Here is a 21,620-nt window from a genome sequence, read left to right on the forward strand (position 1 = left end):
GTCACTGCACCCCCTCAATATCCTGCGGCTCATCCGCAGCCTTCACCGGCTGCTCCACGCCAGGAACATCCCGGTCGATCATCGCTTTGGGCTTCACAGCCGCGCCTGCGCCGATTTTAACATTGTTTCCGACAACGGCGATTCCCCAGGCGTCACGGTCCTGCGCATTTTCCGGGCGCTGTCCGACAATCGCGTTTTCACCGATCACGCAGTTTTCAGCAATGATCGAATATTCAACAATTGCACCCTTGCGGATCACGGTTCCGGGCATGATGATCGAATCGCGCACAACCGCGCCGGATTCGATGGTCACGCCGGCGAAGATAATTGAAAAGTCGACCTTGCCCTCAATCGCGCAGCCCTCCGTCACCATCGAATTCTGCACGACAGCTCCATCCGCGATGTAATGCGGCGGCATCACCGGGTTGCGTGAGTAAATCTTCCAGCTTACATCATACAAATCGAGCGGAACCTTGGGGTCAAGCAGATCCATATTGGCTTCCCACAGGCTGTCGATCGTTCCGACATCCTTCCAATAGCCCTCAAACGGGTAAGCAACCATCTTCTGGCCGTCGGCCAGCATGGCGGGCAGGATATTTTTTCCGAAGTCCTTTGACGACAGCGGATCCTTCTCGTCGTCAATCAAGTACTTGCGCATCTTGCTCCACGAGAAGATATAAATACCCATCGAGGCCAGGTTGCTCTTGGGCTTGGGCGGTTTTTCCTCAAACTCGAAAATCGTGCCGTCCGGGTATGTGTTCATGATGCCGAAACGGGAGGCCTCCTCCATCGGCACCTGTAAAACAGCGATCGTGCAGTCCGCGTTTTTCTCCTTGTGGTAGGCAAGCATCTTTTCATAATCCATTTTATAAATATGGTCGCCCGAGAGGATCAGCACATACTCGGGATCATACCGCTCAATGAAATTAATATTCTGATAAATCGCGTTGGCTGTTCCTGTGTACCAGTCCGAGCCGGAGCTTTTCTGATACGGCGGTAGCACAAACACGCCGCCGTTGGAGCGGTCAAGGTCCCACGGCTGGCCGTTGCCGATATACTCATTGAGGATCAACGGCTGGTATTGCGTGAGCACGCCAACCGTGTCGATGCCTGAGTTGACACAGTTGGAGAGCGGAAAGTCGATGATCCTGTACTTGCCGCCAAATGGAACGGCCGGTTTGGCAAGGTTCTGCGTCAGCGTATAAAGCCGGCTCCCCTGGCCGCCGGCCAACAGCATGGCGATCCATTCCTTTTTCCGAAACATTGTTTAACCCCCTTGTATTCTGTCACGTCCGCACAGCCCCGCCGCGCAGACGTATCAATCCGCTTTGCGCCTTGCCGCAGGTTTATTCGCCTTTTTCCTTCCGGCGGGCTTTTCAGCCTTTGTCTTTGTCTTGGCGGCAGCTTTCGTGACTGACGCCGCTTTTGCCTTGCGCGGACGCCCCTTGAGAAATACGGCCGCGAGCGGCGGAACGGTCAATTCAATCGACTGCTTCATATCATGATCCGGAATTTTTCTGACGCGGATCGCCCCCGAATTTACCACGCCGCTTCCGCCAAAGCGCACATCATCCGTGTTGAATACCTCGTCATAAGATGTGGCGTCCGGCACGCCCACACGGTAGCGCTCGCGTGTGACCGGCGCGAAGTTGCAGAGCACAACCATCTCCCCACCCTTTTCATCAGTGCGGCGGAACACAATGATATTGCGCGCATGATCGTCATGTGCCAGCCAATTGAATCCATCCCACGAATCTTCTACCTGCCAGAAGGCCGGCGTGTCGAGATAAAGTTGATTGAGCGTGCGCACAAAATCCTGCATCTGGCAGTGCGCGTCATAATCGAGCAGCATCCAATCGAGCTGCTGCTTATAATTCCATTCGATAAACTGCGCGAACTCGCAGCCCATAAACAGCAGCTTTTTGCCGGGATGCGACATCATATAAGCAAGGAACACACGCGCGCCTGAAAATTTCATCGCGTAATCGCCGGGCATCTTGTTGATCAGCGAGCACTTTCCATGCACGACTTCATCGTGTGAAATGGGCAGGATAAAGTTTTCACTGAACGCATAAAACAGGCTGAATGTCAGCTTGTCGTGATTATAGCTGCGGAAGATCGGATCGAGCGACGTATACGCGATCATATCGTTCATCCAACCCATGTTCCACTTGAAATTGAAACCAAGCCCACCAACCGACGCCGGCTTTGTAACGAGCGGCCACGCAGTCGATTCCTCCGCGATCATCAGCGCATGCGGGTGCTCCGTGAGCACCGCGGTGTTCATCTTCTGCAAAAACGCGACGGCTTCCAGATTCTCGCGGCCGCCGTTGATATTCGGCAGCCATTCCCAGTCCTCGCGCCCATAGTCAAGGTAGAGCATCGACGCGACCGCGTCGACGCGGATCCCGTCGATATGATACCGCTCAACCCAGAACATCGCGCTCGAGGTCAGAAAACAGATCACCTCGTTGCGTCCGAAATCGAAGATACGCGTACCCCAGTGCGCGTGCTCGCGCTTATGGACATCCTGGTATTCATAGAGGGGCTGTCCGTCAAACTCATAAAGCCCATGCGCATCCTTGGGGAAATGAGCGGGCACCCAGTCCATGATTACGCCGATGCCCGCCTGGTGGCAGCGGTCGACAAAATACATGAAGTCAAACGGCGTGCCGTACCGCGAGGTCGGAGCGAAATACCCCGTCACCTGATATCCCCAGGAGCCGTCGTATGGATATTCCATCACCGGCATCAATTCCACATAATTATAGCCCATGTCGGTCAGATACACGACCAACTCGTCGGCTGTCTTTCGGTAATCGTATGTATTACCGTCAGGGTAACGCCGCCAGGAGCCAAGGTGCAGCTCGTAAATATTCATGGGGCTGCGGTATGGATTATGGCCCTGCCGCGACCGAAACCACGCCTCGTCATGCCACTCATAGCCCTCAATATCAAATAATTTGGAGGCGGTTTCCGGCGCGGTCTGCGCGTGGAAAGCATAGGGGTCGGCTTTCATCAGGGAACGCCCATCCCGTGTTCGGATGCAGTACTTGTATATATCGTATTGTTTGAGCCCTTCAATTGTACACTCCCAGACAGCCTTGTCCTCCAAAAGCGTCATAGGGTTCGCATCCGGATCCCACGCGTTAAAGTCGCCCACCACAGAGACAGACGCGGCATTCGGCGCCCAGACGCGGAAGGTATATCCATCTTCCGAACCGGGGCGGCCACATTCAGGATGCGCACCAAGATATTCATACGCTTTGAAGTTTGTACCCTGGTGGAATAAATACAATGGCAAGTTTCCGGTTTTCTTTTCCTTCGGCTTTACCATTGCCTCACCTCCTTTTTTATATTTTAACAGTATTTGGATTGATTTTCAAGTATTTATTGTGAAAATCCCAATAAAATCACTGAATAACCCGAACGTCTTTTATGCAATATATCTATTTTTTATTAATTTTCCTGTTCCTTTTGCCAAATCGAAAGAATCTGACCGGTTTTTGGCGCCGTACAAATAAATATCATATCATGGGGGGCGTGTCGAACGCAGGCCATTTTTTGTCAATATAAAGCAAAATTTTTTCGCAGAGGTGCCGCCCATACAGCAGATCCATCACATGCGGTCAGGATTTACCCGGATCGCACGGCAGCACAGGTGATTTTATACAGCAAAAAGCACCCTTCCCGCCAAACGGAAAGGGTGCTTTTAAACGGTTTTACTTGTGGTCGACTTCGGCCATGTGCCCAATGAGCATCAGAACCTTGTTGGAATAGCCCCACTCATTGTCATACCAGGAAACGAGTTTGACGAACTTGTCGGTCAGAGCGATACCAGCTTTCGCATCAAAGATGGAAGTATGCGGGTCGGTCAAGAAGTCGGAGGAAACGACCGCATCCTCGGTGTAATCAAGGATACCCTTCATCGTCGTCTCGGAAGCTTTCTTGACAGCGGCGCAGATCTCGTCATACGTGGCGGATTTAGCCAGGTTGACCGTCAGGTCGACAACGGAAACGTCCAGCGTCGGAACGCGGAACGCCATACCAGTCAGCTTGCCATTCAGCTCAGGAATGACCTTGCCCACAGCCTTCGCAGCGCCGGTGGAGGAGGGGATGATGTTCCCCGCAGCGGCGCGGCCGCCTCTCCAGTCCTTCTTGGACGGGCCGTCAACCGTTTTCTGGGTGGCGGTGGTGGAGTGGACTGTCGTCATCAGGCCGTCAACGATGCCAAAGTTGTCGTTGATGACCTTAGCCAGAGGCGCCAGGCAGTTGGTGGTACAGCTTGCATTGGACACGACGTTCATATCAGTGGTGTACTTGTCCTGATTGACGCCCATGACGAACATCGGCGCATCGGCGGACGGAGCAGAGATAACGACCTTCTTGGCGCCGGCCTGGAGATGGGCGGAAGCCTTCTCAGTCGTGGTGAAAACACCAGTGGACTCGACGACGTATTCAGCGCCGCAGGCAGCCCACGGGATTTCAGACGGATTCATCTTATCATAGACGGCGATCTCTTTTCCGTTGACGACAAGCTTGCCGCCCTTCGCGCTGACCTCACCGTCAAAACGGCCGTGCATCGAATCGTATTTGGTCATATAAACCATATAATCAGGATCGATGAACGGATCGTTGATTCCCACAATCTCAAATTTCTCGGGCTGCGCAACCGCGGCGCGGAAAACAAGCCTGCCGATGCGTCCAAAACCGTTAATGCCAACTTTAATTGCCATTGGAAACAACCTCCTGTGTTTTTGATAATTTTATCATAATACAAAATTGGAGAAACTACAATAGGGAACTTCGAAAACCTTGTCAATTTTTAAACGATTTTCCTTATTTTCTGCAATCCCTCTTTTTATAAACGCGGGATTTTATGGAAAACGCCCAAACCTATTGAAAATATGGTTGTTCTATACTATAATTGGGAATGAAATACATGTCGAATTATGTCGAAAATGGTTCTTTCTGACTTCTTAAACCAATCTACCAGATATTGGCCCTGTATAATTCTTCTCCGGGGCCAAACCATAGAGAACAAATCCTCTGGAAAGAAGGTCCGCCATGGCTGGGTGCGACGATTATGTTTTTTTTGACCAGTTCACCGCGCTGTGCAGAGACGCCCAATTGCCTGCCGCTCTGATCGACCGCGATTTCAATCTGATCTGGCGCAGCCATGCCGCCGCTGCCGCTCTGCCCGCTTTGCTCCTTCCTGATGGAGCGCGTGTGCTGCTCGCCGGTTACACGCCCGAATTTATCTGCGAGCAGGTTGGCCGGACCGGCTTTTTTGTAACGGCGGCGCGCGCCGACCTGCATTTGGAGCGTCCGGTGCGCGTCAGCGCTTTCCCGGACACGACGGAGCGCTTTCTCTTGACCCCAGCCGGTTACGACGCCGCCGAGCTTGGCACCGGTATGCACCCGGAAGGGATCTTGCGCACGCTTTCCTCGTTTTCAAATCAATACCGCATGCCCATGACCGTTATTTTTTCCATGCTGACCTTGCTTTCCCGCTCCTGCGGGCCGCAGGCTGCCGCTGAAGACCTGGCCCGCTGCGGCGAATATATCAACGCCATCAATCAAAGCGCTTTTCGCCTGTTGCGAAGCTGTAAATGGATTACGGAGCATATGCAGATCTCTTATGGGTTGTCGCCGAACCGTCCGAGCAGGGTCGATCTGTACGGCCATCTGCGCGAGCTGTTTACTGCAGCGGCTGCGATCATCGAGCCGTGCGGCATCCCTGTAACCGTCCGTGTTCCCGACGGCGTTCTGCCAGCGGCGTGCGATACGGAAAAGCTCGGCCTGGTCATCGGCAACCTTTTGTCGAATGCCTGCCGTTTCACGCGCCCAGGCAACCGGATCAGCCTGCGCGTGCGGCGTCAGCAGACGGCGGTTTCCATCACCGTCTCAGACCGGGGCCTTGGCATTCCGCCCGATATCCAGCCGCGCGTTTTTGAAGCGTATTTTTCCTATGACCACGGCGGCACCCCGTTCGCGGGAAATGGGCTTGGCCTTACCATTGCGCGCAGCGCGGCCGCTCTTATGGGCGGCGCGCTGGTCCTTACCTCCACGCCGGGGCGCGGCACCACCGTTATCTGCACCGTCCCCATCAACGAGCCGGACGATGCTCCGCCTGCTGTTTTCAGCACCGCGGCCGACTATGTTTCCAACCGCTTTTCCCTGCTGCGCGTCGCTCTGTCGGACAGCATTGACTGCCCGCTATGAGCGCCGTGAAGCGCGCCCGTTTTCCGCTGCGCCGGGAAACGGGCCTTTTCCTTTTTGTCTGCCCGCTATACAAGTTGACATTTTGCGCCCGCCGTTGTATCATCACAGTTATTAACGGATAACCAATGATGCCCAAACTATGGGGCTATTTTGTCATCGAAGGAGAGGACATGCATGTTTGAGCTTTTAGAAGATATCATAGACCTGTTCTGGTGGATTGCGCCGTTTGTCTTTGTATTCACACTCCTGCGTGCGGTACAGGAGACAATCCGCGGCGGGGAAAAGAACATCATATACGGCGTGGCTGCGGCTGTCAGCATGATTGTCATTGTTATAGCCATTGCCTAAGCCGCCTTTTGCAGGCCAGCGCTGCCCCATTTTGCAATTTTACCGGTAAATGTTTGCAATTTCCCTGTTCATTCCGAAGCTTTCGTGGTATACTATATTATTATATTTTACGACATCAAACGCATACAAGGAGGCTCCCTTCGATATGAATGGAACAGGAAAGACGTTTTATATCACCACGCCGATTTACTACCCTTCCGATAAGCTGCATATCGGGCACAGCTACTGCACCGTGGCCACCGACGTTATGGCGCGCTACAAGCGGATGCAGGGGTTTGATGTCATGTTTTTGACCGGAACGGATGAGCACGGACAGAAGATCGAGCAGAAGGCGCTCGCGGCCGGCGTCACGCCACAGGCGTACGTTGATAAAATTGTCGGCGGCATCAAGGAGCTGTGGAAGCTGCTCAACATCTCAAACGACCGGTTCGTGCGCACAACGGACGATTATCATGTCGAATCGATCCAGAAAATCTTCAAGGACCTGTACGACAGGGGCTATATTTACAAAGGCTCCTATAAAGGCAAATACTGTACGCCGTGCGAATCGTTCTGGACAGACAGCCAGCTGGTTGACGGCAAGTGTCCCGACTGCGGGCGCGAGGTTGCCGACGCCGAGGAGGAAGCTTACTTTTTCAAGCTGTCGGCTTTCGGCGACCGCATCCTCAAGCTCTATGAGGACAACCCCCAGTTTATGGAGCCGCAGAGCCGCATGAACGAGATGGTCAACAACTTCATCAAACCGGGGCTTGAGGATCTGTGCGTGTCGCGCACCTCGTTCAAATGGGGCATTCCGGTTACTTTCGATCCCAAGCATGTCGTTTATGTCTGGGTCGACGCTCTGACAAACTACATCACCGCACTTGGCTACGGCAATGGCCGCTACCATGATTTTGAAAAGTACTGGCCTGCCGATGTGCATTTTGTCGGTAAGGAAATCATCCGGTTCCACACGATCATCTGGCCCGCCATGCTTATGGCGCTCGACCTGCCGCTTCCAAAAAAGGTATTCGGCCATGGCTGGCTGCTGCTTGAAGGCGGCAAGATGTCAAAGTCAAAGGGCAATGTCGTCGATCCGGTCGTGCTGGTGGACCGTTACGGCGTCGACGCCATCCGCTATTTCCTGCTGCGCGAATTCCCATTCGGTTCAGACGGCCTGTTTTCAAACGAAAGCCTGATCACGCGCATCAACGCCGACCTGGCCAACGATTTGGGCAACCTTGTCTCGCGTTCCGTCGCGATGGCTGAAAAATATTTCGGAAACGCCCTGCCCTCGGAGCGCAAGTCCGAACCGATTGACGACGAGATCATCTCGATCGCCAAATCGCTTAAAGAAACGTACGACCGCCACATGGAGTCCTACGCTTTCCAGAACGCGCTGATCGATATTTTCAAGCTGATCTCCCGCACCAATAAGTACATCGATGAAACAGCGCCCTGGGTGCTGGCCAAGGACGAAGCAAACCGGCCGCGTCTGGCAACCGTGATTTACAATCTGCTGGAGTGCGTGCGCATCTGCGCAATTCTGCTTACGCCGTTTATGCCGGCGACCTCGCCGAAGATTTTCGCGCAGATCGGAGCGCCTGAGGCAGTGACAGCCTATGAATCCGCCGGAACCTGGGGCCTTCTGCCCGCAGACGTCCATGTGCATAAGGGGGAGGGCCTGTTCCCGCGCATCGACGTGGCCAAGGAGCTTGCCGCGCTTGAACAGGCGAAGGATGAGGCGGCCAAAGCCGCTGCGTCTGCCAAACAAGCGGCGCCGGAAAAGCGCGCCGCGCCCGAGGGCGTTGCCTCGCTGATCGCGATCGACGATTTCGCCAAGGTGCAGCTGCGCGTCGCGCAGGTCATGTCATGCGAACCAGTCAAGCGCACCGCCAAGCTGCTGCGCCTCATGCTTGATGATGGCAGCGGTACGCCGCGCCAGGTGCTTTCCGGCATTCATCCCTGGTACGAGCCTGACGCGTTGATCGGCAAAAAGCTTATCGTGGTGGCCAATCTCAAGCCCGCCAAGCTGTGCGGTGTTGAATCAAACGGTATGATTCTCGCTGCCGACGCAGGTGAAAACGATGTCAAAGTGATCTTTGTTGATGAAAGCATCCCCTGTGGCTCTGTCGTTCGCTGATTGGCGTTTTTTGGGGGCTTGGATGATGCCTGGCTTATCAAGCTGTTTCTGACCCGCGGCGCAGCCGGCAAACCTGGTTTGCCGGCTGCGCCGCGGCTCTATGTCCAAGTGAAAGGGGATTGGTGCATGTACCGGAATATTTTTGATACCCACGCGCATTACGACGATCATAAATTCGACGACGACCGCTGTGCGCTGCTTGACAGCCTGCCCGAGAAGGGCGTCTGCGGCGTGGTGAACGCCGCGAGCGATCTTGCATCAAGTGTAAAGGGAATTGATCTTACAGCCCGCTGGCCGTGGCTGTACTGCGCCGTGGGCGTCCATCCGCACGAGGCGGATGGCTTTCAGGCGGGCGACCTTGCAAAGCTCGCCGAATACAGCCGCCTTGAAAAGGTGGTCGCCATCGGAGAAATTGGGCTTGATTACCACTATGATTTCTCACCGCGCGATAAACAGCGCACGGTTTTTGAAGCGCAGACGCAGCTCGCCTGCGACCTTGGGCTGCCGGTGATCATTCACGACCGCGAAGCGCACGCCGATACCATGGAGGTTCTGCGCAAATACCGCCCCAAAGGGATCGTTCATTGTTTTTCAGGAAGCGCCGAAATGGCAATGGAAGTCGTGAAGCTCGGCATGTATGTTGCATTTGGCGGCGCGGTTACGTTTAAAAACGCACGGCGCGCCGTGCAGGCGGCGGCCGTGGTTCCAGACGACCGCCTGCTTGTTGAAACGGATTGCCCCTATATGGCCCCGGAACCATTGCGCGGAAAGCGCTGTGACTCCTCAATGATCGCGTATGTTGCCGAGCGCCTCGCGGCAATCCGCGGTGTTGACCCACAGGCTCTGCTTGATCAAACCTGTGCCAACGCACAGGCTGTATACAATATTTGATATTCCTAAAATATATTCCAGGATGTGATAAAATATGGCGCTTTCCGACATGCAGACAGCCTTTTTAGAGCAGATCGATGTCGATGAGTCATACCGTTTTGCAAAAGAGCTTGAACAGTTTAAAACAAATCTGGCGCTTGGGTACCGCACAGCTGGTTCTCAGGCGGAGTTTGATGCGGGCGAGCATATCCGCGCCAAGATGCTGGAAATCGGCCTGACTGATGTTAAGAAAGATGCCTTTACACTCGACACCTGGGATTTTTCACATGCGCGCCTGCGCGTCGACCTGCCCGGAGGCGCACGCGTCTTTGAACTGGGCGCCTATCAGACAGCTTTCGACACAAACGGCTGGCGGCCGTTTATGATCGTCTCCGCCGGCCGCGGCACAGCCGCCGAACTTGATCAGCTCGACGTTACTGGAAAGCTCGTCCTGATCGAGATCAATCAGCGCGCCGACTGGTGGATCGCCTACCCTGCCTATCAGGCGCATCTGCGCGGCGCGGCTGCTGTAATCGCCGTGCAAAGCGGCGGCTACGCGCAGGCTCATCCAGCGGCGCTAAACGCACAAAATATCTCTGGTCCCGCCGACGCGCCTGCCTTTTCCATGTCGCGCGCCGACGCCGAGCTGCTGGAGGCTGTACTTGGCGGCTTCGGCGGCGAGGCGCGGGTACAGTTCGACGCGCGTTCAACAATCGGGCGCGGCGGTGTTTCGTACAATATCACCGGATGTATTGAGGGCGATGACCCCGCGTCGTATATCCTTCTCAGCGCACACTACGACAGTTATTTTACTGGGTTCCAGGACGACAACGCCGCTGTTGCGATGATGCTCGGCATTGCGTCGGCCCTGATCCGCATGGGCTTGCGGCCGCGCCATACGCTTGTGTTCTGTGCCTTTGCCGCCGAGGAGTGGGGCGTCTGTGATTCCAAATACGACTGGTCAACCGGCGCATACAACCAGGTATTCCGTGTGCGGCCCGACTGGCCCGGAAAAATCCATGCGGCCCTCAATTTTGAGCTGCCTGCCTGCACACACGGCAAACGGGCTGTGATGCGGGGCGTCTATGAATGGATACCGTTTCTCGAGGCGTTCGCCGCGTCCTTCTCCGCCGCCTTTCCTGGCTATACCGACCTGTTTCCGGCAGGGCTTGGCGCAGCCGCACCAGTGCTCACCTGGTCGGATGATTTTTCCCTGGCGATCTCCGGCATTCCATCTCTTGTCAACGACTTCGCTGAAGGCAGCTTTATGGAGTCGCATTACCATTCGCAGTTTGACAACGACGACGCCTATGATCCCGCGGCCTACCGCTTTCATCACGCGTTGTATGGCGCGCTGACGCTCGCCTTTGACGCATGCAGCGTACCGCCGCTTGACTTTTCTCCGCGCCTTGCGGCGCTGCGCGATACGCTTGATCTTCAGCTCTGCGCGCGCATGGGCGTCGACACGCGGCCGCTTTTGCAAGCGGCCGCCGACGCCGAAAAGCGCGCGCAGGCCGCCGCGCGCTGCGCGCGCGGCGGCCGATCCCCCAGAGACATGCGTGCGCTTTCCGCCGGACTTTTAAAAGCGTTCCGTTTTTGTGAGGATGCGTTTACACGCCTGGACTGGCATGACGCGGTTATCTTTCCACATGAATACGCACAGGCAAATCTCTCCTTGCTGCTCAAAGCGCGCGAGTCGCTGCGCGCCGGCAATACAGCTGCTGCGTGTGACGCGCTCTGTGCGATCGACTGCAATCGATATGCCCTCGCCTTTGACGACAAGGTATGTGCACACTTTACCGACTACGCGCGCCAACAGCCCTTGGACCGGCTGATGTGGGGGGCCGGCCGCCTGCCGGGGGACTGCCGTCTGTTCAGTACAGTACGGGTGCTGAAACGCCCGTGCAGCGAAATGGAGATCGCGGCGGCGCTTAACGCTGTTGAGCGCGCCTGCGGCGAGCAGCGCGCGGTGCTTGTCAGATGTATCGATGAGGAGAACTCCGCATGCTGTAAGCTGGCCGGCCTCCTGGAATCTCTGTCTGGATTTTCACACACCTGATTCCCATGAATTTGAGAGATAATCGAAGAAAACAGGCGATAATGAAAGGACGCGGTCTGCCGTCACCGGTAGATCGCGTCCTGCTTTATTTCTTTTGCCGCAATTATCGCACAACCAATTTGCATAAAACTTGTACAAAATGCTACAATCCCAACATCCAGAATCGCAGTTCCATCCGGCAAAAACAACCCGGCATTTCGGGGAAAAACCATAGGGGTGGAAATATGAACTAGCACCTGCTCACCATACGATTAGGGCTTGTTTGAAAATAGAAGGCTTGCCGAATTTTTCGCAGACAGCAGGGGAATGCAGAGCAAAAACGCAGGAATCCTTTCGGCTTCCGAGGCTTTTTTAACGCGGCATCCGCCCCTGTTTGTAGAAAAAGACAGGTATTTTGATTTTTCAAACAGCCCCTAGCTATTGAAATAACAAAAGGTGAGTGAAATTTTGAAAACCGACCAATTATACCGCGTGGAGAAAAAAGATGTTGAAAAGCTTGGCTCATTACTGACCGAATGCTTTCAACAGGACCCGCTCTATCTGCAACTGATCCCACAGGCGGACAAACGCCAAAAGCTTCTGCCGGAGCTTTTTAGCTGTGATCTGGATGAACTGTTCGAAAACTGTGAAATCTATGCCGACAGCCCGGATTTAAACGGCATCATCATTGTTTCCGATGAAACGGAGCCATATAATCCGCTTAAATATTATGCTGTCGAACTTTATTATGCGCTGAAAAGCGGTGTGTATCTGATCCGTGACGACCATTCGCTGCGTACCTTTTGGAATTTTATCCGCGGCAAGGATTACCTCAACTCTGTCTGGACAAACGACCTGCACACCGACCGCCGCATGCACATTGTCTATTTTGCGGTGCGGCCGCCCATGCGCGGCTGCGGCGTCGCGACAAAACTGATGCGCGCTGTCCAGCAGTATGCCGATCAGAGAAAGCTGATGGTTTCTCTGGAGACGCACAATGAAAAAAACGTCCGCATGTATGAGCATTATGGCTTTCGCTTGTTCGAGGTTGTGCAGAAGCACTTTGCACTCAAGCAATACTGTATGGTGCGGGCATAATAACAAGTCTGTTAAAAAAGGAGCGTCAGAGAGGCGGGCCGCAATGCGTCCCGCCTCTCTGATTTTTATTCTGGCTTCACGCGCCGTTATACGCCAGGCCATCGTCAGCGTCGCGTCCAGGAACGCAAGCTTCTGACAAAGCTCGATCAAAAAATCTCCTTTCCCATCGTTTGGATTCGTAATCTCCAGCTTTGTATAGCCGGTCCGGTGCGCCTCGTGCGCCATGCTGGAGTATGTCCGGCCGCCAGATATTGTGCGGAATCGCGCCCTTCTTTCGTTCATTTTCAGCGCCCTTTTCTTTTGCATTTATCATATGCAAAAGCGTAAACGTCAGGCTGTATAAAATCAATCCTGTTTTTTGCCGCAGCCCGCCAGCAAAACGGCCGGCCGCGCTGTAGCGCGGCCGGCCGTTTTCCCAAACCCCCTATAAAATAATACAGATAAGTCCTGTACAGCCCTCGTTGATAATGCGCTCGATCGTCTCCTGAAGCTTCATGCGCGCGTCGCCCGGCATCCGGTAAAGCTTGTTGTGCAATCCCTCATTGACAAGCTCATGCAGGCTCTTTCCAAAGATATTGCTTTCCCAGATCTTCTTGGGATTTTCCTCAAATTCCCGCAGCAGGTACATGACCAGCTCCTCCGATTGTTTTTCGGAGCCAACGATTGGGCTGACCTCGGTTGTGATATTTGCCGCCATCATATGGATAGACGGGGCGGACGCTTTCAAACGCACACCGTACCGGCCGCCTTGCTTGACGATCTCCGGCTCTTCGAGCGAAAGCTCCTCAAGCGATGGCATCACAATGCCGTAGCCTGTGGCTGCAACCTCGTCGAGCGCGCATTTTACCTTGTCGTATTCGCGCTTGACGGCCGCAAGCTCCACCATACATGGCATCAAAGCCGATTCATCCGGAATTTCCAGCCCGGTCGCCTCGCCGAGGATGCGGTAGAACAAATCATTCTTCACATCGACGCTGACGCCGGCTGAACCGCTTCCCAGATCGATATTGTCAACCAGCACGCGGCTGACATGCTCGCATTCGGACAGCGTTATGATTTTCGACTTGAGCTGGCCGATCCGTTCGACGTCCTGGGCGGATTGCCGGATCGAGTCGTACAGCGAGGTGCGCAGCCAGTGGTCGGGGGCAAGCGATGTCACCCATCCGGGCAGCGACACGGCGACCTCGCGCACTGGGAACTGGAACAGGACGCCGGAAAGGATCACACGGATGTCCGCCTCCCCCAGGTCGAGACAGTTCACAGCGACAACAGGCACGCCATAGCGTTCCTCAAGCGATGCGCGCAGGGAAACGGACGCCGGCGATGAAGGGTTTGTGCAATTGAGCAATATGACAAACGGTTTGTTGATCTGGCGCAGCTCATTGACGACGCGCTGCTCGGCTTCTTCATATTCCTCACGGGGAATGTCGCTGATGCTGCCGTCCGTTGTGACGACAAGGCCGATTGTGCTGTGTTCATTGATCACTTTCTGCGTGCCGATTTCAGCGGCGAGATTAAATGGGATCTCCTTATCAAACCACGGCGTCACGACCATGCGCGGCTGTTCATTTTCAATATAGCCAAGCGAGCTTGGGACAATATAGCCGACACAATCGATCATGCGCACGTTGAGCGTCGCGCTGTCGTCAAGGGAAATCTTGACGGCCTCCTCAGGAATGAACTTCGGCTCCGTCGTCATAATCGTGCGGCCGGCCGCGGACTGCGGCAATTCATCCGTCGCCCGCTCGCGGGCAAATTCGCTCGTGATATTTGGGATGACGAGCGTTTCCATAAACCGTTTGATGAAGGTGGATTTTCCGGTACGGACCGGACCCACCACTCCAATATAGATATCGCCGCCGCAGCGTTTGGCGATATCCCTGTAAATGGCCTGTGTCTCCATTCAATTTCTCCCCTTTCGGTCGTTTGCTGCTTTATTTCATCGGGATCAGCAGCATTTTCCTGCCGTCGAGCACACCTGTTTCCAATTGATTTCCCGCCTGGATGGCAGCTGTCGACGTATTATACCGTTTTGCGATCTCCCAGACAGATTCATGCTCCGACGCGTAGTAAAGATACAGCATATTGTCACGCCGCGGCTTAGGACGCGATTCATCAATTGCAACATCGCAGACAATCTTTTTACGATACTGGCTATATAACCCGCCGCGAATGCGTACTGGGCAACGCACCTCCAGCTTATCGTGTCCGTTCATGGAAAAGGTTGCCGTTCCCGCACAGACCGACGGGGTAAATACAATCGTTTCATATTCCTCCCGCAATGGAATGCGGTGGCTGTATTCCCGCACCTGGTCGTAATAAGCGACCTCGCCGCCCGCCTCGCACACAAACATGCAGATGGTCATCTTTCCCGACACGACGACGCATTCCTGCTCCACGCGCACCCCCGGCGCGCCTGCCGTACACCAAACGTCGATGATGCTTTCCACATTCGGCGGCAGATCAAGCGTCTCCTTATACATACAGGTTTCGTTCACCGCTTCGAGCAGCTTGAGCAGCGGTACCGGTTTAATCGTTGGCTTGCACTCAAATTGTGTTGAATAGCAGTCGCACGCCGCGTCGAGCTGCACGCGCCGGTGCGCGAGCGCGCAGGCGTTCATTGTGCATTCCAGCGCAAACATGCGGTTTTCACCGTCGCTGTTCGCCTTTTGTGTGATTTCACATGCGCTTACCTCATACCAGGCACTGCATGTGCAGTCCTCCTCAAGCCCATCGATATCCACCACCTGACTGATTGGCAGGCTGTATTCCATCATCTCCAGCTTTTTGGCGTCCTCCTCACATTGATAGATAATTCGAACCGCCAATTCTCCCTTTGTAACGAGCTTGCCTGTCAAAATCTTGTAATCACTCAGCTCCGCCGAAGCGTCAAAGCGGATAATTCCGGCAATAGCCGGCTTTCCATAGCCAAGCTCGACCTCCTCGCGCAAAACAATCTGACGCGAAGCCTGCGGCAGAATGCGTGTATTTTCCGCTGTCTCCGGGCAGAATTCCAGTCCGCCTTCGCAGGCGGAGCAGACTGCCTGCTCCTCGCTTTGCCCGGATACACGCACCGCAATACTGACCGCGCCGCGCATATCGAGCCGGCGCGCACTGACTGAACGGCAATTAAAATAATCGACGCTCTGGCTGATTGTGATAACCGGGTTCTGCGGCGCGGCGCGCAGTTCAACAACACGCGTGTAAGGAATTTTGTATTCAGCGTGGCGCAGACAACCGTTTTCGTCAAGATAATAAAGATGCGCCGTGGCCACGCCGTCAATGGACAGCCGGTCGCCGTTCACACTGGCGGCAAGCAGCGACGGCGTCACCTCACAGCGCAGGATCTTCTGAATATCCGGGCAGTAATCCGGCAGCAGGACATCGCACTCCAACGGCTGTTCCACGGAGCCGTCATAAACCGTTTCATTGACGCTGACCGTTTGTTTTTGCAGATTCAACTCCATAGCATGACCCTCACCTTCCGTTTGCTACCACCAATATATGTCCACCTTTTTCCGAATATGCGCGCGTATTCATTCCTTGCTTTAACAAACTGTTAACAAAGATCGACGCTTTCTGACTTGACTATTTTTTCAGATGTGCTAAAATAATCAAGTTGTGATGCATAATCTAACAAATTTGAGAGGAATCTAAAACAGAATGAATAAGCTTACAAAAACAATAGGCGTTACCCTTCTTGCCGGCCTGATGGCCCTTTCCCTCGTTGCCTGCGGCGGCGACAAGCCCGCTGCCGACACATCTTCCCCGGCCGCTTCCACACCGGCTTCCTCCGAAGCTGCCGCCGACGCGTCCACCCCTGCTTCCTCCGAAGCCGCCGCCCCAGCCGGCGAGGCTATGACTGAGGAAGAATATGCCAATAAGCTTACCGAGCTGATGACCAATGTCCAGAATGAGGCGACCGCTTTCCAGCAGCTTGACCCGTCCGCTGAGGACTATAACGAAAAGCTGATCAGCCTGATGGACAGCCTGAACAACGCGTTTAAGGAAATTGCCGCTTTGACCCCGCCTGAATCTCTGGCGACAATCCATGATGCATTTGTAAGCGCCAGCGGTAAAATGGATGAGGCTACCACGCTCTTTAAGGAAGGTCTCGCAATGGATCCCGCCACAGAGGCCGAGGCCATGCAGGCCAAGATCACCGAGGCTTCCCAGAAGTACGGCGAGGCGCTTCAGGAGCTGCAATCCGCTTTGATGACCATGGGAACCGGAGTTGACACAGCCGCCTCTGAGTCCGCTGCCTGAGAATCTTACATAGAACCGAATGGCTCCTGCCAAAATGACGAAACGGTTCTAAGAATTTCCGGCATCACAACAAAAACACCCGGGACTTTTGTCCCGGGTGTTTCTGTTTTTTTGTGCGCCCTGCGGGCGCGCCGCGTACCGCTATGCGGCCGGCTCCTTGCTGATCTTAAAAAAGAAGCGCAGGATCGGGGAAAGGAACTTCGGGCTTTTGATGACGACAATCTTCATAAGCAACCACCTTTTCTCAGGCCAACGGCCCGATATTATCACAGCAGCAGAATGCGGACAGCCAGCGCGACGAGCATGATACCCGCCAGGATCAGCACAAGCTTGAGCGATGTAAAGACTGCAAGCACAATACCAAGCCCAAACCCGGCGCAGCATTGCGCCCAACAGTTGCAATCAAGGAATTTCTTTTTCATCCCGCTCACCTTCCGCCTGTTGACTCGGATACGCCGGGACAGCTTAAAAAGCCGCCCGATGCTCTTAACCCAGTATACGCGCGGCACTTTTTTTGGTGACAGCAATGCGGTCCCTGCAAAAAAGCTGGTGTTTCACAGCTTTTTTACGGGGACCGCATCGTTTAACTTTTAAAGATCATCAGCATCCTGCACAGGAACCTCTCCACGCGCCATAGGGCGGCCTGTATAGCTTCCATTGGGATCGGTACGGCTCGGCGGGATTGCGATCATATGCTCAATGACGCGCCCAACGCGCAGCTTGTCGCGCGGTGAAAGCGCGTGGTCAGCTCGATCGTTCTTTTTTGCCATCGTTATTCCTCCATTTGGCGGCCAAGGAACGACGCGCCCGCCTGGATCAGCTTGATCTCTGTTTCGGTAGCCGGCGCCGGGCTGTCCCCTGCCAGGAACATCAGGCTTCCGCAGACATCTCCCGCGGCGACAATCGGCGCCTGGGCGAGCGCATAGCGGTCGACTCCCTCAACCGGCTGCATCTTCTTGCCGTCAGCTGTGACAGCAAAGCTGTGCCGCTGCTCCATCATTTCCTCAAGGGCAGGCGATACGCGGCGTTCGATCAGCTCTTTCTTTGGAACGCCTGCGACGCTGATCACATGGTCGCGGTCACATACGATCACAGGATAACCGGCTGTTTTGCTGAGCACCTCGGCATACTGTCCCGCAAAGGCGGACAGCTCGCCGATCGGGCTGTACTTTTTAAAGATTACCTGCCCGTCGTTATCGGTATATATTTCCAGTGGATCGCCTTCCCGGATGCGCATCGTCCGACGAATTTCCTTCGGGATAACAACGCGCCCAAGATCATCGATCCGTCTCACAATTCCTGTGGCTTTCACTTCTTATTACCTCCAAAAGCATGTTTAGATTTCTTTGAACAACCGGAACCTTCCTCTGTTCAAACAAATCCTGATCAATATCAGATAAAAAGATTGGGATGATGTATTTGATACTTTTGACAGTAGATAGTATCCGCAAAATTTCCTTTGCTATGCTGTGTTTTCCATTGATTATAATGGAAATTTTTTTGGATACTGTCAGAACCTGCCGATGGATTTTTTATCCGGAGGTTATGGAAAGCTCACACAGTGCAAAAAGGACGCCAATCCATCCGGATTGGCGTCCTTTTGTTACCAACTGCTATTCTGCGGCCTTTACCGCTTTGCAGCTGATTAAAATCAGTCAACGTACATGTGCATGGGCCATGCCAGATACTCAAGTTCATCCAGCTTTTCGGCGGTGATATAGCCGGCCGGCGCATTGAGAATCGTGGGGATACGGTTGACAACCGACGCGCAGGTGTGCGCGGGGGTATCCGGCTTTTTCAGTGTAAACGCTGTATCCGGCTCACCCTTGATCGTCCAGTCGCACATGTCGCCGTCGTCCGGTCCATAAACCTTACCGATGCACTGCGTCTCGATCACAATGCCCTGGAACGTCTCGGTTGTCACAACGGCGCTCATACCGATGCAGTTGCCCTTTGGAATTGTCTCACCCGTCGTCTCGCACCACAAATCCTGGTCATAGAAATATGGCACGCATTTCTGACTGTTTGATTTGATGGTCAGGCCAAGCTTGTTGCACAGCGCCTCGTTGGAGTTCCAGACATAGGCAGGCTCCAGAGTGGTTGGATGCGCAATCTGTTCCTCGAACTGCTCCGGCGTCAAACCAACGCCGTGCGCCTTGGCCAAGGCAAGTCCATAATCCTCAACGTTGTAGCTGACCGCGCCTTCGATGCGGTTGATGCGATGGACAGCGCCGGCAACCGTGCCGATCCAGTTAACCCAGAAAATGTCCTGCATACCAGTACCGGCGATTGTGCAGCCATTTTCCTTGGCTATCTTGTCAAGACGGTTGGTGATGGCGGCCGAAGTCGTCCACGGATAGATGGCCTCCTCACAGGTAGTAATGACGTTGATACCACGGGACAGGCATTTTTCAAAATGCTGTACCATATCAGGCATAAAGCTGAACAGTGTCACGACCGCAATATCTGCATCGCATTCGTCCAGCACAGCGTCGGCATCATTGCGAATGGGAACATTGAGCTTAACGCCCAGCCCAGCGTAATCGCCGACATCCATTCCAACAATAGCCGGATTGACATCGATTGCGCCAACGATCTCGGCGCCCTTCTCATAGAGATACCGCAGCGTATATTTGGACATCTTTCCGCAGCCATATTGCACCACGCGGATTTTTTCACGATTGATCATTGTAAAATCCCTCACTTTCTGATATTTGAGCGATGATGATTGTGAATTTAATGTAACTGTTGTAGCTGGTATAAGGTCAATCCGCAAATCCGCCATTTTTTTCACAATCTTTTTGTGCAAAACTCTATGGGGACCTGAAGCCGGAGAAACATCTTTCGCTCATCCGGCAAGGAAATCGGCATGTCCGTAATTACTTCGCACAGGTAATCCCCGCTTATTATATAGTGCTGCGCTTTGATATATTCCAGCAAACGGTGCGCATATTCCTTTTCTTTATAAAAATCATCACAGTAAATACAGGCGTAGCTGGCTGCGGGAAAAATCGTAATCAGTTCGGAAGAAACAAATTCCGGGTTGACAAATACAAATACCTCTGTGGAATAAAACAAGCGTTTATCCAGATGTGTCCGGCGCAGAATGGTACCAGCATTGCAAAAATAAATCTGAGGTAAATCGTCCTCCAGCAGCCCCTTTTTCAGCTGGCGCAACAGGGATTCGTAGGTGTCAAGGTCGTGCTCGTAAAAATTGACGCCCGTATCTAACACATAGGCTTGGCGCGCTGGCATATACTCCAACTGGATGATGCCATCCGGTGGAGCTGAACGGTAAAAAGCCAGGCTTTCCAGGGTACGGCGCACAGCGCTTCGACGGCATTGGAGCGCGCGCATTTCCTCCATGAGCTGCCGGTCCCTGTCGCGCAGCGCCTGTTCAACGCCTTCAACATCACGTGCTTTTAACTGCTGTCTGATCTTCTTGAGGCTGATGCCAAGCGATTTCATATACTGAATGATATCCAGTTCTACACTCTGTTTGATGTCATAATAACGATAGCCATTTTCTTTTCGTACACAAGGGCGCAGCAACCCCTCCCGGTCATACAAGCGCAGGGTTTGTTCCGATACATGATTTAAGCGCGCCATTTCCCCCACTGTCAGCAGATGCATGAAATCGGCCTCCTTATTATGTTATAGCAGGTGCAAGGTTTTTCATAATTTCATCATAACACAGAGCAAGCTGGTTTGTCAGGTATCGCAGTCAATTTTTACCGATTGGCTGCAAGCTTTCAAAGCCGCATCTGCCAAGGAGTGATTCTGTGCATAAAAAAAAGACACGGCTTTCAAAACGAGGCCGTGTCTACATATAAAGGGATATGAAAGACTTTTAAAGCAACCATACAGTCGTCCACAAGTGGGCGAACGCAACCAGTGCGGACAAACACTATAAAAAAACCGGCGATATGATTGCCGGCGCGCCGACGCTTGTCATTAAAAAGAAAATCCGCTATAATAAAGGAATAACGCCCGCTGAAAAGCACACAGATATAAGGCAGTGGGGGGGAGCAGAAACCGGCCAGCAGGATGCAGGCCGATTTCTGCATAAAATCAAAGGGGAGCTATGATTGATCTAAGGGATCTATAGACCGCAGAGGTACACTCCCCTTTAACTTTCCTGCTACTAATATATCAATTATCCATATTTTATCGTATTAGATAACAATTGTCAAGATAATTGTTGTTATATATCGAAATTTGTCCGAAAAATCGTAAATTTACACGATCCAAAACGGGTGACCGATATGCTTGAGAGAATCAAAGCACTTTGTAAGCATTCACGCATCACAATAACCGAGCTGGAACGCAAAGCCGGACTTGGCCGAAGCACCATCCGCTTTTGGGACGATCATCCGCCAGCGGTCGATAAGGTGGCCAAAGTTGCTCGCTATTTTGATGTTTCTGTTGATTATTTAATCGGGAACACGGATAATCCACAGTCACATAAGAATGTTGGAGACGCGATGTATGATTTTATCCGTTCCCTGGAGCTGCTCTCCCGCGCGACCTCCGAGGTCCAGGAACATTTGGAGCCTCTTCTCAACTATTCCATTGAAGAAAAAGATTAGTTTCATTTTATCGCATTATATAACGAATGTCAATGAAATTCTCGTTTTTTATTTGAATTTGAAG

At 53.4% G+C, this 21,620-nt stretch carries 19 protein-coding genes; 8 read left to right on the top strand and 11 right to left on the bottom strand.

Features of this window, described 5'->3' with window-relative positions; translation table 11 throughout:
* Window position 1: 1 nt before the first annotated feature.
* The 3 genes from FMM72_RS10660 to gap form a co-directional block, all read right to left on the bottom strand.
* Complete coding sequence (locus FMM72_RS10660; RefSeq protein WP_160209066.1) at window positions 2–1,264, bottom strand: glucose-1-phosphate adenylyltransferase; 1,263 nt, start codon at window positions 1,262–1,264, stop codon at window positions 2–4.
* Window positions 1,265–1,318: 54 nt separating this feature from the next.
* Window positions 1,319–3,337 carry a 1,4-alpha-glucan branching protein GlgB gene (glgB, locus tag FMM72_RS10665; protein WP_162221413.1) on the bottom strand — a complete coding sequence of 673 codons (2,019 nt, stop codon included), beginning with the start codon at window positions 3,335–3,337 and terminating at the stop codon, window positions 1,319–1,321.
* A gap of 385 nt (window positions 3,338–3,722) precedes the next feature.
* Entirely contained in the window at window positions 3,723–4,736 is a 1,014-nt protein-coding gene (gene gap / locus FMM72_RS10670; protein ID WP_160209068.1) for a type I glyceraldehyde-3-phosphate dehydrogenase, read from the bottom strand.
* Between the two features lie 331 nt (window positions 4,737–5,067).
* On the opposite strand from gap, the gene FMM72_RS10675 reads away from it, so the two are divergent.
* From FMM72_RS10675 to FMM72_RS10700, 6 genes are all read left to right on the top strand, one after another.
* Entirely contained in the window at window positions 5,068–6,225 is a 1,158-nt protein-coding gene (locus FMM72_RS10675; RefSeq protein ID WP_162221414.1) for a sensor histidine kinase, read from the top strand.
* Between the two features lie 174 nt (window positions 6,226–6,399).
* A complete protein-coding gene (locus tag FMM72_RS10680) occupies window positions 6,400–6,573 on the top strand; it encodes a hypothetical protein (RefSeq protein ID WP_160209070.1) in 174 nt (57 codons plus the stop codon).
* A 145-nt stretch (window positions 6,574–6,718) separates the two neighbouring features.
* Window positions 6,719–8,695, top strand: coding sequence for a methionine--tRNA ligase (gene metG, locus FMM72_RS10685; RefSeq protein WP_243157786.1), 1,977 nt, complete (start codon window positions 6,719–6,721; stop codon window positions 8,693–8,695).
* Between the two features lie 126 nt (window positions 8,696–8,821).
* A complete protein-coding gene (locus FMM72_RS10690) occupies window positions 8,822–9,586 on the top strand; it encodes a TatD family hydrolase (protein ID WP_162221416.1) in 765 nt (254 codons plus the stop codon).
* Between the two features lie 34 nt (window positions 9,587–9,620).
* On the top strand, window positions 9,621–11,624 hold the full coding sequence (locus FMM72_RS10695) for a M28 family peptidase (RefSeq protein WP_162221417.1): 2,004 nt from the start codon (window positions 9,621–9,623) through the stop codon (window positions 11,622–11,624).
* Window positions 11,625–12,071: 447 nt separating this feature from the next.
* On the top strand, window positions 12,072–12,701 hold the full coding sequence (locus FMM72_RS10700) for a GNAT family N-acetyltransferase (protein WP_162221418.1): 630 nt from the start codon (window positions 12,072–12,074) through the stop codon (window positions 12,699–12,701).
* Window positions 12,702–13,125: 424 nt separating this feature from the next.
* On the opposite strand, the gene spoIVA is transcribed toward FMM72_RS10700, so the two are convergent.
* Together spoIVA and FMM72_RS10710 are read right to left on the bottom strand one after the other, a co-directional pair.
* A complete protein-coding gene (gene spoIVA, locus FMM72_RS10705) occupies window positions 13,126–14,604 on the bottom strand; it encodes a stage IV sporulation protein A (protein WP_160209075.1) in 1,479 nt (492 codons plus the stop codon).
* Between the two features lie 31 nt (window positions 14,605–14,635).
* Window positions 14,636–16,168 carry a DUF3794 domain-containing protein gene (locus FMM72_RS10710; protein WP_162221419.1) on the bottom strand — a complete coding sequence of 511 codons (1,533 nt, stop codon included), beginning with the start codon at window positions 16,166–16,168 and terminating at the stop codon, window positions 14,636–14,638.
* Between the two features lie 196 nt (window positions 16,169–16,364).
* Between FMM72_RS10710 and FMM72_RS10715 the strand changes: the two genes are divergently transcribed.
* Complete coding sequence (locus tag FMM72_RS10715; protein WP_160209077.1) at window positions 16,365–16,967, top strand: hypothetical protein; 603 nt, start codon at window positions 16,365–16,367, stop codon at window positions 16,965–16,967.
* Window positions 16,968–17,108: 141 nt separating this feature from the next.
* Here FMM72_RS10715 and spoVM read toward each other — a convergent pair whose 3' ends face one another.
* From spoVM to FMM72_RS10745, 6 genes are all read right to left on the bottom strand, one after another.
* Window positions 17,109–17,195: a stage V sporulation protein SpoVM gene (gene spoVM / locus FMM72_RS17615; protein WP_367117005.1), complete on the bottom strand. Its 87-nt coding sequence runs from the start codon at window positions 17,193–17,195 to the stop codon at window positions 17,109–17,111.
* A gap of 38 nt (window positions 17,196–17,233) precedes the next feature.
* Window positions 17,234–17,389 (bottom strand): hypothetical protein, encoded by a 156-nt coding sequence (locus FMM72_RS10725; protein ID WP_006874459.1) that lies wholly within the window; start codon window positions 17,387–17,389, stop codon window positions 17,234–17,236.
* 168 nt (window positions 17,390–17,557) lie between these two features.
* The gene (locus FMM72_RS10730) at window positions 17,558–17,737 is read right to left on the bottom strand and encodes a hypothetical protein (protein WP_162221420.1); all 180 of its coding nucleotides are present in this window, start codon (window positions 17,735–17,737) and stop codon (window positions 17,558–17,560) included.
* A gap of 2 nt (window positions 17,738–17,739) precedes the next feature.
* Window positions 17,740–18,279 carry a stage V sporulation T C-terminal domain-containing protein gene (locus FMM72_RS10735; RefSeq protein WP_162221421.1) on the bottom strand — a complete coding sequence of 180 codons (540 nt, stop codon included), beginning with the start codon at window positions 18,277–18,279 and terminating at the stop codon, window positions 17,740–17,742.
* Between the two features lie 339 nt (window positions 18,280–18,618).
* Window positions 18,619–19,656: an NAD(P)H-dependent amine dehydrogenase family protein gene (locus tag FMM72_RS10740; RefSeq protein WP_162221422.1), complete on the bottom strand. Its 1,038-nt coding sequence runs from the start codon at window positions 19,654–19,656 to the stop codon at window positions 18,619–18,621.
* 101 nt (window positions 19,657–19,757) lie between these two features.
* The gene (locus tag FMM72_RS10745; RefSeq protein ID WP_160209082.1) at window positions 19,758–20,600 is read right to left on the bottom strand and encodes a MerR family transcriptional regulator; all 843 of its coding nucleotides are present in this window, start codon (window positions 20,598–20,600) and stop codon (window positions 19,758–19,760) included.
* 632 nt (window positions 20,601–21,232) lie between these two features.
* On the opposite strand from FMM72_RS10745, the gene FMM72_RS10750 reads away from it, so the two are divergent.
* Window positions 21,233–21,556 (top strand): helix-turn-helix domain-containing protein, encoded by a 324-nt coding sequence (locus FMM72_RS10750; RefSeq protein WP_160209083.1) that lies wholly within the window; start codon window positions 21,233–21,235, stop codon window positions 21,554–21,556.
* Window positions 21,557–21,620: the final 64 nt, after the last annotated feature.

Origin of the sequence: Anaerotruncus colihominis (genome assembly GCF_010206195.1) — a bacterium.
In the GTDB taxonomy this organism is placed as follows: domain Bacteria; phylum Bacillota; class Clostridia; order Oscillospirales; family Ruminococcaceae; genus Anaerotruncus; species Anaerotruncus colihominis_A.

Excerpts from the sequence above, each read along its gene's own strand:
- spoIVA (WP_160209075.1), bottom strand. The coding sequence starts at position 14,604 with ATGGAGACACAGGCCATTTACAGGGATATCGCCAAACGCTGCGGCGGC.
- gap (WP_160209068.1), bottom strand. The coding sequence starts at position 4,736 with ATGGCAATTAAAGTTGGCATTAACGGTTTTGGACGCATCGGCAGGCTT.
- spoVM (WP_367117005.1), bottom strand. The coding sequence starts at position 17,195 with ATGAAGATTGTCGTCATCAAAAGCCCGAAGTTCCTTTCCCCGATCCTG.
- FMM72_RS10695 (WP_162221417.1), top strand. The coding sequence starts at position 9,621 with ATGGCGCTTTCCGACATGCAGACAGCCTTTTTAGAGCAGATCGATGTC.
- FMM72_RS10660 (WP_160209066.1), bottom strand. The coding sequence starts at position 1,264 with ATGTTTCGGAAAAAGGAATGGATCGCCATGCTGTTGGCCGGCGGCCAG.
- FMM72_RS10725 (WP_006874459.1), bottom strand. The coding sequence starts at position 17,389 with ATGAAAAAGAAATTCCTTGATTGCAACTGTTGGGCGCAATGCTGCGCC.
- FMM72_RS10750 (WP_160209083.1), top strand. The coding sequence starts at position 21,233 with ATGCTTGAGAGAATCAAAGCACTTTGTAAGCATTCACGCATCACAATA.
- FMM72_RS10715 (WP_160209077.1), top strand. The coding sequence starts at position 16,365 with ATGAATAAGCTTACAAAAACAATAGGCGTTACCCTTCTTGCCGGCCTG.
- FMM72_RS10690 (WP_162221416.1), top strand. The coding sequence starts at position 8,822 with ATGTACCGGAATATTTTTGATACCCACGCGCATTACGACGATCATAAA.
- FMM72_RS10740 (WP_162221422.1), bottom strand. The coding sequence starts at position 19,656 with ATGATCAATCGTGAAAAAATCCGCGTGGTGCAATATGGCTGCGGAAAG.
- FMM72_RS10730 (WP_162221420.1), bottom strand. The coding sequence starts at position 17,737 with ATGGCAAAAAAGAACGATCGAGCTGACCACGCGCTTTCACCGCGCGAC.
- FMM72_RS10710 (WP_162221419.1), bottom strand. The coding sequence starts at position 16,168 with ATGGAGTTGAATCTGCAAAAACAAACGGTCAGCGTCAATGAAACGGTT.
- metG (WP_243157786.1), top strand. The coding sequence starts at position 6,719 with ATGAATGGAACAGGAAAGACGTTTTATATCACCACGCCGATTTACTAC.
- glgB (WP_162221413.1), bottom strand. The coding sequence starts at position 3,337 with ATGGTAAAGCCGAAGGAAAAGAAAACCGGAAACTTGCCATTGTATTTA.
- FMM72_RS10680 (WP_160209070.1), top strand. The coding sequence starts at position 6,400 with ATGTTTGAGCTTTTAGAAGATATCATAGACCTGTTCTGGTGGATTGCG.
- FMM72_RS10745 (WP_160209082.1), bottom strand. The coding sequence starts at position 20,600 with ATGCATCTGCTGACAGTGGGGGAAATGGCGCGCTTAAATCATGTATCG.
- FMM72_RS10675 (WP_162221414.1), top strand. The coding sequence starts at position 5,068 with ATGGCTGGGTGCGACGATTATGTTTTTTTTGACCAGTTCACCGCGCTG.